16 protein-coding genes and 1 pseudogene are annotated in these 15,358 nt (G+C 45.8%); 11 read left to right on the forward strand and 6 right to left on the reverse strand.

All coding sequences use genetic code 11. The features are described 5' to 3' along the window. From OCY70_RS24810 to OCY70_RS24835, 6 genes and pseudogenes are all read left to right on the forward strand, one after another. Positions 1–2,556 (forward strand): hypothetical protein (locus OCY70_RS24810; protein ID WP_261948812.1); only part of this gene is annotated, 2,556 nt, incomplete at its 5' end. 11 nt (positions 2,557–2,567) lie between these two features. Next, on the forward strand, positions 2,568–3,206 hold the full coding sequence (locus OCY70_RS24815) for a hypothetical protein (RefSeq protein ID WP_261944479.1): 639 nt from the start codon (positions 2,568–2,570) through the stop codon (positions 3,204–3,206). Beyond that, entirely contained in the window at positions 3,203–3,352 is a 150-nt protein-coding gene (locus OCY70_RS24820) for an XkdX family protein (protein ID WP_213431628.1), read from the forward strand. The genes OCY70_RS24815 and OCY70_RS24820 overlap by 4 nt, the downstream gene beginning before the upstream one ends. Positions 3,353–3,435: 83 nt before the next feature. Further along, on the forward strand, positions 3,436–3,870 hold the full coding sequence (locus tag OCY70_RS24825; RefSeq protein WP_213426120.1) for a phage holin family protein: 435 nt from the start codon (positions 3,436–3,438) through the stop codon (positions 3,868–3,870). Positions 3,871–3,997: 127 nt separating this feature from the next. Then, positions 3,998–4,174, forward strand: a pseudogene (locus OCY70_RS36265) (peptidoglycan DD-metalloendopeptidase family protein); the annotation flags it as partial. A gap of 141 nt (positions 4,175–4,315) precedes the next feature. Continuing rightward, on the forward strand, positions 4,316–5,068 hold the full coding sequence (locus tag OCY70_RS24835; protein WP_261948777.1) for a glucosaminidase domain-containing protein: 753 nt from the start codon (positions 4,316–4,318) through the stop codon (positions 5,066–5,068). A gap of 578 nt (positions 5,069–5,646) precedes the next feature. Here the strand turns inward: OCY70_RS24835 and OCY70_RS24840 are convergent. Further along, positions 5,647–5,820 carry a hypothetical protein gene (locus OCY70_RS24840; RefSeq protein ID WP_213426118.1) on the reverse strand — a complete coding sequence of 58 codons (174 nt, stop codon included), beginning with the start codon at positions 5,818–5,820 and terminating at the stop codon, positions 5,647–5,649. Positions 5,821–6,299: 479 nt separating this feature from the next. Between OCY70_RS24840 and OCY70_RS24845 the strand changes: the two genes are divergently transcribed. After that, a complete protein-coding gene (locus OCY70_RS24845; protein ID WP_213431598.1) occupies positions 6,300–6,518 on the forward strand; it encodes a helix-turn-helix domain-containing protein in 219 nt (72 codons plus the stop codon). Between the two features lie 193 nt (positions 6,519–6,711). After that, positions 6,712–6,906, forward strand: a complete 195-nt coding sequence (locus OCY70_RS24850; protein ID WP_213431415.1) for a hypothetical protein — start codon at positions 6,712–6,714, stop codon at positions 6,904–6,906. 35 nt (positions 6,907–6,941) lie between these two features. On the opposite strand, the gene OCY70_RS24855 is transcribed toward OCY70_RS24850, so the two are convergent. Next, positions 6,942–7,169, reverse strand: a complete 228-nt coding sequence (locus OCY70_RS24855) for a hypothetical protein (RefSeq protein ID WP_213431416.1) — start codon at positions 7,167–7,169, stop codon at positions 6,942–6,944. A 640-nt stretch (positions 7,170–7,809) separates the two neighbouring features. Here OCY70_RS24855 and OCY70_RS24860 point away from each other — a divergent pair. Continuing rightward, positions 7,810–8,019, forward strand: coding sequence for an asparaginase (locus OCY70_RS24860; RefSeq protein ID WP_213431417.1), 210 nt, complete (start codon positions 7,810–7,812; stop codon positions 8,017–8,019). Between the two features lie 219 nt (positions 8,020–8,238). On the opposite strand, the gene OCY70_RS24865 is transcribed toward OCY70_RS24860, so the two are convergent. Together OCY70_RS24865 and OCY70_RS36270 are read right to left on the reverse strand one after the other, a co-directional pair. After that, complete coding sequence (locus OCY70_RS24865; RefSeq protein ID WP_261945288.1) at positions 8,239–8,544, reverse strand: helix-turn-helix transcriptional regulator; 306 nt, start codon at positions 8,542–8,544, stop codon at positions 8,239–8,241. Positions 8,545–9,103: 559 nt separating this feature from the next. Then, positions 9,104–9,502, reverse strand: a complete 399-nt coding sequence (locus tag OCY70_RS36270) for a tyrosine-type recombinase/integrase (protein ID WP_213431419.1) — start codon at positions 9,500–9,502, stop codon at positions 9,104–9,106. 207 nt (positions 9,503–9,709) lie between these two features. On the opposite strand from OCY70_RS36270, the gene OCY70_RS24875 reads away from it, so the two are divergent. Then, complete coding sequence (locus tag OCY70_RS24875) at positions 9,710–11,239, forward strand: IS5 family transposase (RefSeq protein WP_261945287.1); 1,530 nt, start codon at positions 9,710–9,712, stop codon at positions 11,237–11,239. A gap of 677 nt (positions 11,240–11,916) precedes the next feature. Here OCY70_RS24875 and OCY70_RS24880 read toward each other — a convergent pair. Both OCY70_RS24880 and OCY70_RS24885 read right to left on the reverse strand, forming a co-directional pair. Beyond that, on the reverse strand, positions 11,917–12,126 hold the full coding sequence (locus OCY70_RS24880; protein WP_261945286.1) for a stalk domain-containing protein: 210 nt from the start codon (positions 12,124–12,126) through the stop codon (positions 11,917–11,919). Between the two features lie 330 nt (positions 12,127–12,456). Beyond that, a complete protein-coding gene (locus OCY70_RS24885) occupies positions 12,457–13,701 on the reverse strand; it encodes an IS110 family transposase (protein WP_261944707.1) in 1,245 nt (414 codons plus the stop codon). Positions 13,702–14,109: 408 nt separating this feature from the next. Here OCY70_RS24885 and OCY70_RS24890 point away from each other — a divergent pair, with 408 nt between their 5' ends. Further along, positions 14,110–15,141 carry an ETX/MTX2 family pore-forming toxin gene (locus OCY70_RS24890; RefSeq protein ID WP_213431451.1) on the forward strand — a complete coding sequence of 344 codons (1,032 nt, stop codon included), beginning with the start codon at positions 14,110–14,112 and terminating at the stop codon, positions 15,139–15,141. Positions 15,142–15,358: the final 217 nt, after the last annotated feature.

Consider the following 15,358-nt stretch of genomic DNA (forward strand, 5'->3'; position numbering starts at 1 on the left):
CCAACAGGGGCCCAAGAGAAAGCGGATGCTGCCCTTACAGTGGCGAAGCAGTACACCGATGAAAACATCAACGTATTAAGGGCGGATGTTGATAGCAATACGGACGAAATACGCAACCTAAAGCAATCTGTCGATCACGTTTTAGGCAAGCCCTTGGGGATTAAACCCGGCCTCCAGGTGGTGGAGGTCGAGAATGATACGCCGTTCCAGATGGGGGAGATAAAGGGCCGGACACTCATCAACCTACTAGGACGAGTTGGAGACTGTGAAAATACAGCCGATTGGTCTGCACCCGGACCCGGTGTTAAGGCTCTAAGCACCGAGCGGGTATACGGATCCTTTTCCATCGAAGTGGCGAGTACGAAGGAGGAACAGGCGGGATTTGGTATTCGTTCCAATGGTGCTGTAAAAGACCTGGATAAATACTATATTGCCGTCGGGTATATTCGAAACATATCCGCTCAGTATGTACACCTCTCCTTTGCAGAAGTGAAGAGCGAGGCCAATGTAACATCATGGTTCAAGTCGAATGGGACAGTCAAGTCCAATCAGTTCACATATGCATATGTCGCTGTTTCCCCCGTGGATCTCGCTGGCAAAGACAGGGTGGAAGTCTACGTCCGAGGCGTAGCATCAGAAGCAGGCCAAAAGATATCTGCGGATGGAATCGGGCTGTATGAGATCACCGAGGCCGAGTACAATGCAATTGAAGGCATGACACCGGAACAGGTTGCCAAACGCTATCCATACGTAGACAGCATGACCAACGTAAAGAACCCATACGCCATCGTAACGGGAGGCAATCTGCTGCCGCCGTTTTATGAAGCCGATCGGATCACTGTCGCATCGAAAGCGACAGTGGTAGCCCCTTATGAATTGCGTTTTGGCGCTGGTGGAGACGGGGACTTCCTGGCGTATCATCTATCGGTACTGCCGAATCAGACATATGTATTCTCGCTCGAAAATTCCGGGGTGTCATGGTGCATCACGGAACTAGACTACAACACGTTCGTTGTCCCATACGGTACGGATACTTACCGCTCCTTCAACGTTGGTAGTCGAACGCAGATTGCGCTAGTACTCAAAAGCTTTTCCGCCGATATTGACGTATCCTGTAAAAACCCGATGCTCACCGTCGGAACCGAAGCGAAGCCCTTCGTACCGCAGCAACGTAGCATGATCGCCTTCGAAACGGAGCTCGCCGCTCATCCGGTAGACGGCAGCAATCCCGATACGCTCTTTATGGGAGACGATGGGCTACCGTATGTGCTGGAGCCGTGGGGGAAGGTTACGTTGGATGGGTCCCATGTATGGAAAAGACATTCTACACAAAACGACTTTAAAGTCCTTTCTGCAAATGATTGTGTTCCAAATAACAGTTCCCCAGCAGATGAAGATGACTACGGCAGACTTTTCGTTACAAAATACAATGGCAGTCTATTAAGCGTAAATGATAAACCTATAAATGTAGAAAATTGGGGTTTTAGTGATGTTACTCGCATTTTCACATCTAATGCTTATATTTCAGTGCACAATAATGAAAGTGGATGGGGAGGAAATTACAATCCGGAACCCGACGAGATTAAGGCGTATTTTAACGGTTGGAGGATGTACCAAGAAGGGAGCCGCGAAACTCCATATACAAGTGGTAAAAAGCAATGGTTTAAGATAAATAAGCCAAGCGATCCAAGTGTAGCTGACACGCCAACAACGTCATATCCGGAATGGACGCCTTACCGCCTCCAATACCTGAAGGCGAAGCCAACCGTCGAGCCCGTCAGGAATTACGAGTTGGGCGCGACACTCTCCGCAGGCTCTAACATGGTCGAGGTCGGCAGCGGTATTGTGATCCGGGAACGGGCGAATCCAGCGCCCGGTGTTAGCGATGAAGGAAATATTAACAATGCATATCTGCCTGCAACGATGCTCCGACACAGGACACATGTAGCTAGTGCAATAGTTTATAAAAATAACGCAATTGACAGGGCGTGGATCGCGAAGGGCGACAATGTTTTACAAACTGAACCTAGTTATTACGACCCAACCGCAATCTACCACGTCACCTATACGATGCTTCATCCAACTCTTGCGCCTCCAATCAGCGGCACCGTGGCGGCCAACCTGCGTGGGACTGTGTCGGACTTGGTGAAGGATGTAGGTGACATCGGGCGGCGGCTGTCGGTGGTGGAGACGCAGAAGGCGGAGAAGGATGCGCCACCTCCTCTGCGGATTAAACCTACATTATTGAATGGGTGGGTAGATTATGGATCGCCTTTTGAACATTCGTTCTACTATAAGGATGATTCGAATGTTGTTTCGATTGAGGGCTTGATAGGTAGGGGAACGGCAGCGTTGGGTACATCTTTGTTTATACTTCCAACAGGGTTTAGACCTGACAAATCGCTTATTTTCCCTGTGCTTGGATGGGTAACAGGTGTAGGCGAGGCTCTTGTCCGCATTGACGTGGATCCAACGGGGATTGTAAAGATTGGCTCGCCTAATGCAAAAAATGATTATCTCTCATTGCAAGGTATATCGTTCCTTGCAAATAAATAAGGAGGCACGACATGAAAGAAGCAATCATAACCGACCTATCCGGTCGCTACATCGAACCGACGCTCGTTGCGGACTCCGTGACGGGCGTTTTTGATCGGCGGGAACCGGTTGAACCGGACGAACCCGGCAGCCTTCCGCAGTCTGAACCGGAGCAGCGTGACGACGAGCAGCCTGACGAACCGGAAACGGTACTCGTAGGCTACACCGTAGCTGTGCCGATGCCTGACGGGCTGTATCAGCCTATATTCGATGTCGAGGGCTACAGAGCAGCGCAGGAGGCTTATGAGGCTGCATACGCCGAATACATGGCCGTGCTGGCCGAGCATGACCCGGAGAGCGACGATCCGCTGCCGGAGCCGCCGCAACCCGTGGACGGCCCAAGCTTCTGGCGGAACGGACTCACGGACGAGGAAATCGAAGCGCTGAATCCGGATCCGCAGCCGTCACAGACCGACGCGCTGGGCCAAGAATTGACGCAAATGAAAATCAGGAATATCCAGCAGCAGAGCGTCATTGATGACCTTGGCAGAATGTTGACCCAATCGCGGCTGGACAGCATGCAGAAAAAGCAGACTATCGACAGCCTGGGTGCGGAATTGACGAATGCTAAACTTGAAATTATTGAATTTAAAGGAGGGCAAACGGAATGAATTTCTGGAAACTTGCTTTTGATTGTGAATGGATCGACGCAGAGGGGCTATGCGCAGCCGTTAAGACGGAGGCCAACCGATTCGGGGAAATCACGCCGGAAGAGTACGAGAAGATTACTGGGATAAAATTTCCGACACAGGAATAAGCGCCACGCCATAGAGCAGGCGCTTTATTTATGCCCTCGGGATACCCGGGGGCTATTTCATATGTCAATAGGGGGATAAACTCATGGAAAGATGGGATTTGCTAATTAAGTGGGGAGCCGCCGCCGTTGGCGGGTTTACATCATTCTTTTATGGAGGGTGGAGCTCGCTTCTGACTGCTTTGGCCGTTGTTGTTACTGTTGACTACATCACAGGATTTGCGGCGGCATATAAAGAAGGTCGCGACAACCCAACAGATTCAAGCAAGGGTTTGAGCAGCGAAGTAGGTTTTTGGGGGCTCGCTAAAAAAGGACTAATGTTCTTGATCGTAGGGCTCGCCCATCATGTTGATTTGATTTTAGGCACGAACGCAATTATGTCTGGAGCAATTTACTTTTTCATTGCAAATGAATTGCTTTCAATTACAGAGAATCTTGGCCGCGTCGGAATGAACATGCCTAGTCAATTGAAAGATGTTATTGCTGTTTTGAAAGGAAAGGGCGGCGAGAAAAATGTATGACTGGGGAAAGCATGGATACCGTGTGACAAGCCCTTTCGGGCCGCGAAAAGATCCTATTGATGGCAAACAAAAAGAACATACCGGCATCGACTTGGTGAAGGCGCATAAAGCGCCTATTTTTGCGTTTATGGGCGGGGAAGTGGTCCATGCCCGAGAAGGACGAGCGGGAACAGGCTTCGGTAATTTTGGTATTGTAGTCGCCATTAGGGACGGGCGCGGCGCACTGCACTGTTACGCGCATCTGGATTCCTGCACCGTGAAGGTCGGTCAAAGAGTAGTAGCAGGACAGGAAGTCGGAAAGCAGGGGACAACAGGCCGCAGCACCGGCTCGCATTTGCATTATGAGGTACGGACCAAGGCAGCGCCTTCATTTGGTTACGGCATGCATACAGACCCCGGGGCGTACCTCTCAAAATATCAGGGACAAGGAAAGGATAAGGGGAGCATGAAGCAAACGGATTTCATTGCGAAGATTGCACCGGCAGCCGTGGAAGATATGAAGCGGACAGGGGTGCCCGCATCACTCACAATCGCCCAGGCTGCATTGGAAAGCGGCTGGGGAGAGAGCGGCCTGACGAAAAAAGCGAACAATCTATTCGGCATCAAGGGAAAGGGCCCGGCAGGCAGCGTAAATATGCCTACTACGGAGTACAGAACGGACCGAACACCTTATCAAATAGAAGCTGCTTTTCGGGCGTATCATAACTGGGCTGAGAGCATCGAAGATCATTCGAAACTCGTCCTTAACGGGACAAAGGACAAGCCGAAGCGTTATCACGGCGTATTGAACGCTGATTACAAAACAGCTTGCCGGGAAATCTGGCGTGGTGGATATGCGACCGATCCGAAGTATCCGCAGCTATTGATTGGCCTAATCGAACAATACGGACTAATGAAATACGATGAGCAGGGGAAGAAGGTTGTAATGGCCGGAATTGAAATCAACGGTAAAAAGATTGCCGAAGGGCCACTAGTCGATGGAACGGTTCTCGCTCCGATTCGGGCCGTAGGCGAAGCGCTTGGCGCCAAGATTGGCTGGAACCAGCAGAGCAAAACGGCATCAATCAATGGCGCGCCTGTGCCAGGTGAACTTATCGGCGGCAGCGCATACGCTCCTATCCGGGCGGTTGCTGATGCTGCCGGGGTCAAAGTTAAATGGGATGCAAAGGAACGAAAGGTCGGTATAACTACCACTTGATTGGAGACACTATTGGAGATTCCTTGCCTCCGAAAGAAGGGCCACGGTGATATACCGCGGCCCTTAGCGTTTTATTCGGGACGTAGTTCAGGATCGTCCAGATGATAATAAGGTCCCTCCCAATAATACCCGCATTCTTCGCATTCTCTACATACATACCAGCAGCCTAAGTCATCATCAAAGTGCCATTCCTCTTCCTTCCCTAAACAGTTGCAATTCGTCATTCTCAATACAACTCCTTGATTTCATGCTTATCTTCTAACGATTGTTCGGAATGCATTATCTAGCGTCCGAATCTCCGCGAGCAATCTCGAATCTGTAAGATCAGTCCATCCTAATATGTTACTGACTTGTCCGACGTAAAATGTATGAGCTTGCTGCATTAATTCAGTACCATCGAGTTCAGAAACAAATGCACGGAATACCTTTTCGTAAGGAGTCATTGCTATCACCCTTTGATATATTTTAAAGAGCAATATATGTAAAACGGCCACGTTGCAACGCGTCCGTGTAGCGGATATCCGCGACCATCGCCGCTCGCTGCGGCTAGGTTTCGGTCCGTATCCCTCGGACCATCATCAGGCGGGGTTTACTGGAATCACTTTCACGATGCAACCGAACTGCGACAGATAGAAATTCTCCGATTTCTGACATCCTCCCTCGAATACTAATTTTTTCAAAAACCGTTCCAAGCGCTCTGCATCAATTTCATTCCGAATAAGAATTCCATCCATCGTCACATTGTATTTCATCCTTTTTCCCTCCCTGCGTACGCCCGCCGACTTATTTTCTATTCCGTAACGTAACCACCAATGCGATGATGCTTAGTGCCAGGGCTGCAGTACTGAATGTCCAAGTAATGTATTCCATGCTTGTCCATCCTCCCTCATACCTTGTTATTAGGGGTGAAGGCGTGATAAGATTTTGGTGAGGAGGCCGTCATGCCGGACGACCTCCCGTGGGTACTTACCTTTGCGCGCGCCGCATCGATAAGTACCTTTTCACTTTTTACGGCCAGTTGCCTTGTAGATAAGGTATGCAGTGTAGCACTGGATGATTGCCGTAATCAGTTGCACCATTTCTTTCACGCCCTTCACCTCCAATCTAGGAAGTCATGTTTAACTTCCTAAATATAATATACACTTTCATAAACAATAAGTCAAACAAAATATTTGATTTCCTAAACATAAATTTTTATAATGAAAATATAACAGGACAAGGAGGCCCGGCTATGGGGTTTAGTTATAAGCCGTTGTGGCATTTACTGCTGCAACGAGACATGTCTAAAACGCAATATAGGCAAGCGCTCGGCCTTTCAACGGCAACATTGGCGAAGATGGGTAAAGGGGAGTATGTTTCGATGGAAGTGCTGGATAAGACGTGTTCATATTTCGCTGTACAGCCGAATGATGTGATCGAACATGTAGACGAAAAGGAGCCCCGGGAGTAGTCCCGAGGCTCTTTGTTACATTTAATACCATTTTACTTTACATAACCGTATGTTTTGGGCGTGTTTACTTTACATCGAAAAATGTAAAGTAAACCCCTTGACAAATCCTTGTTGCAACCGTCTTACCCAAAACCGTGTTTTTTTGCAACCTCTTATGCAATAATGCATATATAACTATTTGTGGGGTGAGAAAATGATTGGCGAAAGCAGCAGATTAAAGAAATTATCTATTAATGATCAGATTAATATAAGGAATCACGCTATCGGAATGTTCGAAGGTTTCTTATTAGGGGCAAATGCATTGACTGATGATAAGAAAGAAATGATTGAAGAGATAAAAAGAGAAATGAGGGAATATCACCAAAATGAGAAAATGAAATTTAACTAACGAGAAAGCCTTGGATCATTCCAAGGCTTTTAACTTTAATTAAGTTGAGACGGATCGACGCCTCTTAATTTTTCATATGCCCTATGATAGGCAAATAAGATTGTCCTCATCTGAGGAACAGCTTCCTTAGCGTCTGTACCCAGTCTATCAACCGCAATCAGCGAACCCTCAAGTAGCCCCAAAACATAACTCATAAGAGCTTCTATATTACCTTCTGAATGTTCCAACATTTTATTGGTAAACTCTTCAATCGATTGCTTCATTTTGTCACCTCAATATATAAGTTAACTATATTATTACACCCTAATTAAGTAGAAGCAATGAATTGTATAAGCAGTACAGCAAAAGGGAATACAGCATTCTATTGGGGGGTGCTGTATGGTTGCTTATTTATCGGTGTCATTAGCTCCGCACGGGCATCAAGGTTTAACAACAGTAAGTATAGAAGAGATTTTCTATATGAGATACGACAGATATATAAAACGTGTCGTTATACGCGTCGCTGAACGGAATTTTTATCTCACGGGTCCGCTCGCTTTTTGGGTCGATGCCATTAACAATAGTGGTTACACTTTTGAATTTATTAATAGAAGAACAGCGGTGAACATTAAATATGCGACTTGCATAGATACGAGAAGGTGTTTAATACATATTTGCCTTGGTGATAACAGCCAATGGGTAGAAATGTCGTGGACATTGTGCAAAGAAATAGCGAGTAAATATCCCATTATACCAGATAGGAAATAAAAATAATCGCATAATATGTCGTATAATGTCGAATGTTTGGAATCTCGATATATGTATACACACTCATATATGTGTGTTTAAATTAAGTTAAGTGGCCGGCTGCTCATCACAGGGAAAAATGATTTTTTTTGATTTACATCAGGGAGGGCACATACATTGAGTGAGCAAAAAAACAAACCTTTTAATGCTGATGAAATTGAACGAGAAAAAATGGAGCGAGAAAAGTTTTTTGAGTTGTTTAACATTTTCGTTCATGAGGTAAAATATGTTGATCCAAGATTGTTTCCTGCATGTTTAGAGATAGAAGAAATGATGAACGATACTTTCAGGGAATCGTACAACGAGAATGGAGAAAAAGTGGTTTGAGCATATCCGGCGTGCCGATTTCGTGCCGACTCAAAATGACAACATATAAAAGTGTATGAAAAGAAAATTCCCAAGAAACGCGTAATATCAATGTTTTGGTAATACAATGATGCAATATGAAAAGCAGAAATATTCAACAGATGAAAGGAAGGATGAGGGTGGGCTTTTAAAAACATGGGAGTATAGTGTCACTATACTTTTAATGAGGGGAGGAGCCGCTCAATCATCGCTCCAGCGCCATTCATAAAGGTCTTCCATGTCGCACTTTAAAAAGTGTGCAATTGTCCTCGCTACGGACAATGACATTAAGGAACGATTGTTAGCATAGTGCGAAATTATCTGAGGTGAGTACCCCGTCTTTCTAGCTAACTCGACCTGGGACATGTGACGTTCCTTTAAGCGGAGTTTAAGCAGGCATCTCCCCTCATGAAATGCCACGGTTAATAACTCCTTATCGACATAGAGACCAATGTCAGTGGATGCATTGAACGTGTGCAAGGATCTTTTACACTTGAACAAGAACATTTGTTTCTATATAATGGCATTACTAATGAAATGTTACCGCATGGCGACTTAACTACATAGATAACTTTAAAACGCCAAAGGGAGACGATGCAAAATGGGAATGGTTGTATCGGAATTCGCAAAAGAGAGCAAAGGACTTATAGAATCCATCTTGAAGAAGTGTGAGCATGAAGAAGATATCGTCCACAAGAGGTTTGCGGTCTTATTAAATATGCTATGTAGTAAATATGGAGTTGACATGGACATTGTGTCTGAATTAGAGGATTTATATATCGAAAAAGGCTACATATATTGTTCTACCTTTATAAAGATCCACAACGGATAGTGTCAGTCGTTAATTTGTTAACATGTTAACCGGATGTTAACGCACTTACCATAACCACATACATTTCTATGAACATTTTACACAGAAGAACCGCCACAGAAATTAATGAAAAGACACATAACACAACAAAAACAAAATGGGCGGAATGATGTAATAAGGGGATTAAAAACCCTGTAATACCGCATAATGAAAGGCTCCCGAGAGGGAGCCTTTTTATATAAAATCACGAAAAAATCACATTTCTTGCAAAATCGGATCAGGTGTGGAATCGATATTGTTGAAATTGAAGTTCAAAATATCGGCGAAGTGTATTCGAATTCTCTCATTCGCGTCTTTTCTCATTTTCTCCGTTACGTGGGTATAAATTCTTAATGTGGTGTCTGGATCATCGTGACCGACCCGCTGCATAATCGTTTTTAGATCAACTCCAGCTTCTGCAAGCATACTGACTATTCCATGATCCTGTAGATTTTTGAGCAGAGCATTTGCATGTTTAAATGCTTCCTTCTTGGTATCTCCGCTACGCGGGATTTGTCTTCGTTTGCCTGTGGCCGGATCAGGCGGTCCTTCTAATGTACAAACCCATTTATAACCCTGCTTATTGGAGGGAGGAATTTGTCGATAACTGGCCATGTAAGAACATCTCCTATTAAAAAGATGAACTCAATTTGGTGAAATTTAAATTATTCTACTCCTTCCATCTCCGTTTTGCCATACTTAGGGCTTGCTGAACAATCATTTTTCTAAGGTTTTACAAGGATTTCTGGACTCTAACTCGAAATAAAATGCAAGGAAAATGCGAATTTCTTGCAAAAAATCGTGCACGTGGAGTGAACCAACATGTATCGTAGAACCGAAAGCCAGCTTCAGTTGTTCGAAGATTTCTACTTGCCGTTTGGCGGTAAATTAAATAAGGAGAACCGTTGGGTTCAACTGGCCGCTATCATCCCGTGGTGGCGGGCAGAAGAATTCTACGCGAAGTCGTTCAAGAAATCAATGCGCGGTCAGATCCCTTTGTCTGTTCGTATGGCTTTGGGAGCGCTGTACATTCAGGAACGTATGCAGCTCGATGATCGAGAGACGGTCCAGCAGATCGCCGAAAATCCGTACTACCAGTACTTCCTTGGGCTGCCGGCGTTCCAAGATAAGCCTCCGTTCCATCACTCGCTGTTGACCCATTTCCGCAAGCGATTGGGTGCGGATGTCATTGAACGAATCAACGATTGGATTTTGGAAGAGGACGCAGAGCGAAAGAAACAGGAACAAAACAAGAGCGATCCTCAAGATCCTCCAGGCAGCGGCCATGGCTCTGATGGAACATCCGTTAATGAAGACGGCAAAAGCAAAGAGAAACCATGCAACAAAGGCACCTTGATGCTCGACGCGACCTGCGCACCGGCCGACATCTCGTATCCGACCGATTTGAAATTATTGAACGAGGCGCGGGAAAAACTCGAAGCGATCATCGATGTTCTGCACGAGCCTTTCGTCGGGAAGGCCAAGAAACCGAGAACGTATCGTCAAACCGCCCGCAAATGCTACCTCGAGATCGCCAAGAAACGGCGAACGGGTGCCAAATCCATCCGGAAAGCGGTTGGCAAACAGCTTCGTTATGTTTCGCGTAATCTTGGCATCATCGAAATGCTGGCAGCGAAAAGCAGCTTGAATCAACTGGGTTCGCAGCAGTATCGGCAATTGCTCGTCATTTCCGAGCTGTATCGTCAACAGCAAGAGATGTACGACAAACGGACACACTCGGTGGAAGATCGAATCGTCAGTCTTTCCCAACCGCATGTACGGCCGATTGTCCGCGGGAAAGTGAATGCTCCCGTCGAGTTTGGAGCAAAGCTGGCGATCAGTCTGGTGGATGGTTACGCTCGGATGGAGAAGCTGTCCTGGGATAACTTCAACGAAAGCATGACACTGAAAGCTTCCGTGGAGTCGTTCGTCCAGCGATATGGATGTTATCCGGAAGCCATTCTAGCCGACCAAATCTACCGAAACCGGGAGAACCTTCGCTATTGTAAGGAGCACGGCATCCGTCTGAGTGGTCCAAACTTAGGACGTCCGAAGAAAGAAGCGGAACCAGAACGGAACCAGGCCAGACAGGATGCTTCAATGCGTAACGCGATCGAAGGAAAATTCGGAGAAGGCAAACGCTCCTACGGACTGGGGCGTATTCGAGCACGCCTTCGAGAGACAAGCGAAACGGTCATTGCTCTGCAACTGCTTGTTATGAATCTCGAACGCAAGCTGCGCGTTCTCTTTTTGCCGATTTTCAGACTGCTGCTGAATCTGTGCCGTCAGCCTCTGTGGCCTAAAAGGCAATATGTTCAGCAAGCCCTACTTAGTGGCTCCATCCCGCCTTGAGCGGATGAGGGCTACAATGGGTGCGAAACGGCGTTGAGAAGACCTCGGCATGGCATGAATAAGCTATTGCTTCAACATCGATTTCATAAGGGTGACAAATATTCAAGTACTTCAGTAAATTATTTACATGTTATTCCAAATTCATGATGAACCTCCTTTAAAAGCTCGTTTAAAGAGAATGTATGTTCTGGTTTTGGGTGAAAAGAAAAGCCCCAAAAGGCTTCGATTGAACTGTGACCCGAGAGATGGACACTTTAAAAAAAGCGCCCTCTCTCGGGTTTTTTGCGTTTATAATTGAATTTATTTATAGAGAACGGAGTATGAGCATGCGGCATAACGAGTCACAGCTCAAAAAACTTTATCATGCCGTCCATCCGTAGAGTATCATCCCAGGTTGATCCAAATGATGCCGCTAGATGGATTGTAAGTGCCATTGAAAAATGTGGCGTGGTCGAATTACAGGCTGTCGGAGACCATGCGATAAGCTGTCGAGGGATAAGAACATATATACTAAAGAAGCCGCGTAAATCGCGGCTTTAAGATTGAAGACAAACTCCCGCGAACTACTGCAACCGCGGGAGTTCTTTACGTTTTTTAGCTATATTTACAAATACGAAAGAAAACTCAGGAGAGGTGCGCGACCGGTCTTCCAGAGCCGGGTCGCCATTTTTTGAGGTTCATGGCAGCAAAAACTCGCTCTTGCTTATCTTCATAGCCGGTGCATCGATGAACTTCTTCATACTATTAACGATCGCAACCTTTTGCCCCAGTGGCAGATCGATTTTCTTACCAGTTGTAGTCTTCACGGTGACGGTTTTGCTCTTGTTGTTCCATTCGACCTTCTCGCCTGGGGCTTGGCTGACGACATATGAACGGCTGTTGGCCACATCAAAAATAGGCTTTATATAAAGGTGCGAAATGTAAAATATTTTTAAAAAAATGCTTATAGTTATATTCCTTGACCAAAAAAGTATATTTCAGAGTAACCCTCTTCAGGAAAAAAGTTTTCATAGGTATAATATAAATGCGCGCGCAGACTAGTACTTGAGTCCAGCGGTATGATGTCAAGTCCCTGATTTATGAGAATTGGAAAATTTCCTTGGCGTGCAGCAGGATCAATCCCAAAAAAGGCATCACCAAACTAGACCCAGTCGAAAATTAAGTAAAATACCATAATTTAACTGGGAATTAGAGAAGAAAATTCTTGAGCCAAGGCATTATTGCTCTGTCGGCTTCACCTTCCTTCTGGGCGTATAGAGTTGGTCGTTGCGTAGCAGCACATCGACCAGACGCACAAGTTTTCTTGCCGTTAAGACGAGGGCACGTTTGTGTTGATGCTTAGGGACTTCATTGAATTTCTTCCGGTAATACTCCCCGAATTCCGGGTCGCGGTTTTTTACCGAGTTGGCAGCTTCAACTAGGTAATAGCGAAGGAATCGGTTGCCGGAACGAATGCGCTTTGTATCTTCCGCCTCGAAGGAGCCGGATTGGTGCTTGCGCCACGTCAGACCCGCATACTTGGCCAAGGCGGCTTGATCCGTGAAGCGGTCGATGTCGCCGATCTCGGCCAGGATGCCTGCGGCATAGACCCGATCAATGCCCGGAATGGAACGGAGGCACTGGCTGCTGGAAATGCCGTCTAAAATGCGCTCAATCGCCTTGTCGAGCTCTTTAAGCTGACGCTGGATGCTCCGGATCGACTGAATTGAGGTGCCCAGCACCAAATCAATGGAATCCTCGACAACCTTCGAGAGGCGGTACGAGGCCCGAGCCGCCTTTTGAATACAGCGGGCGACGTGTTCGGGATCGGGGAAACGATTTCTCCCCTTGTCCTTTAGATAGTCAGCCAAATGGGCGACATCCATATTCCCCATCTCATCCAGGCTATACTTTTCCGAGAGCATTTCCATGATGGCATGGCCGAACACGGAACTGTCCACTTCCGCGCGAAAAGCATTGCACTTATAGAACAGATTTTGCAAAAAGTATTGCTTCTCGCGGGTGAGGTTGTGTACGAGATGGAATCGCATGCGAGTGAGCCGCTGCAAGGCGATGTACTGTTCCTGCATCACGATAGTCGTCGTGAGTCTGCCAAAACGCAGGCGGTCTGCAATGATCCAGGCATCGATGCGATCGGTTTTGTCCAGGTCGGCATAAGCGTCTTTGAATTTGTTAATCAGCTTCGGATTAATGGTGAACACCTTGGCATTCAATTGTTGAAGGGCCTCATCTTCATGCAAGTACATGGCTGGATGCCAGCTGTAGACGGATGTGGCTTCAAGCCCGATATGAACCTCAGAGCAGGCTGTCTTGACCGCAGCAGAAATGATGCGATCCCGCAAGTAAGAGGCGCCGTGCAGATTGTTGGTGGTCTTGAAGGTCTCCAGGGTGTCGCCATCCGATTTCATCAAACAGGCTTCCAGTTCTTCGGAACTGACGTCAATACCGACAAAAAGCTTCAAGAGAATTCCTCCTTTCTATAAGGGATTCAGGGAACGGACTCTCCGGACTGTCTCCGGCGCACTCGCCGATCAATCACCCTCGCATATGAGAACACGCTTCGGTTCATGAGCTGCCCCGACGCTGCTACAGTCGGGCATGAGTTGCCGAAGGGAACAGCCAGCGGGTAAGAAGTGCAAGCGAGTACCGGAGAAACAGACTTAAAAAGTAGATTGGACTACAGGAGTGAAACGAATTTCCCCGAATGGAACCCTAAGTTCCATTGTCCGGAGACATTCCGGAAAGTCCAGTCCCCATATTAATTTTCAATGTGCAAGCTGGAAATTTTGAAGGCATTCTATGTTCCTATAAAGGACTGGAAAAAGACTCAAAACTGCCTTTAGGAAATACTATACGAGGGAGTGAACATCATGAAAATTCGATTCAAACAAAAAAAGCTTTCTCTAATGACTCTGGGGATCGTGCTGGGTTTATCAAGTACCATGCTTTTTGGAAGTAATGCCATGGCTGCTGCAAACATCACAGACGTGGATGCGCAAATGGACAAAATTTGTGAATTTTATTATAACATTCAGCTCGATGGGAAATATTTACCTGACTCTCCTGGAGCTTATCATTATCTTAGACTGAATAGTTCAAAAACAGATATGGACTTAGACTTACAAGCAAGTGGTGTAAAAAATTTGAGGTATAGTGATTTAAGTCCAGAATATATTGGGGAAAATTTATTAGATAATAGGCATATTGATGTAGATCAAACAATGACAACATCACCTTATTCTCATCAATATACAAACTCCGTAAGTACATCTGTTTCTGAAGGATTTAAAGTAGGAGGAAAAAGCACGATTTTTAAATTACCTATTTTATTAACAGGTGGCGTTGATATTAGCGCAGAATTCAACTCTGCAACCAGTACGACACAGACAGTTTCTGATGTTAGAACTATAACTGCTCCATCGCAAAATATTAAAGTGCCAGCGGGTAAGGCATATTGGGTTAAAGTGGACTTAACAAAAAAATCATTTGGTGGAGATGTAGACTTTACTGCAACTGGGAAAAATGTGAAATCAACACTTAACATGTTAGCAACTTATTCTGGGCCAGGATTTCCACGCCCAAATAAATATCCATCACTTACTTTTGCAACAGCTGATATGTGGAAAAAAATACCGGATCCTTTTAAACCACTGGTCTTTCCTAATGTGAAATTTGATTCGAATAACAATCTTGTATTAAACGGGAAGGCAAAGGTAGAAGGAATTTTCGGAAGTAAGTTGCTCGTAACCGTTTACGATGTTACGGATATTGCTGATGATATTAAAAGTGGTAAGCTTACTGATGATGATATTATTAATTGGATTAATGGTATCCACCCTCGATCAGCAGAAAATCATAGGGTAATGAGTGTAGTATCCCAAAAATTCATAGATTTAGAATGAGATGAGTATTAACTAAGTCCATAGCAATAAGGACTGTCCCACAGACTGTCGACAAAGTCCTGTCGACAGTCTTGCTTTTTGCGAGAATACTTTATTATTCACCATAATATAGGGGCGAGAGTGTTGGATATGTTGCGAAAAACAGGTTACGAAGGACGTTCCCAAATCTCCATGGTCTCCTTGGACGAACTTGTACCGGAGGATCATTTGGTCCGCA

Origin of the sequence: Paenibacillus melissococcoides, assembly GCA_944800085.1 — a bacterium.
GTDB classification, from domain to species: Bacteria; Bacillota; Bacilli; order Paenibacillales; family Paenibacillaceae; genus Paenibacillus_B; species Paenibacillus_B melissococcoides.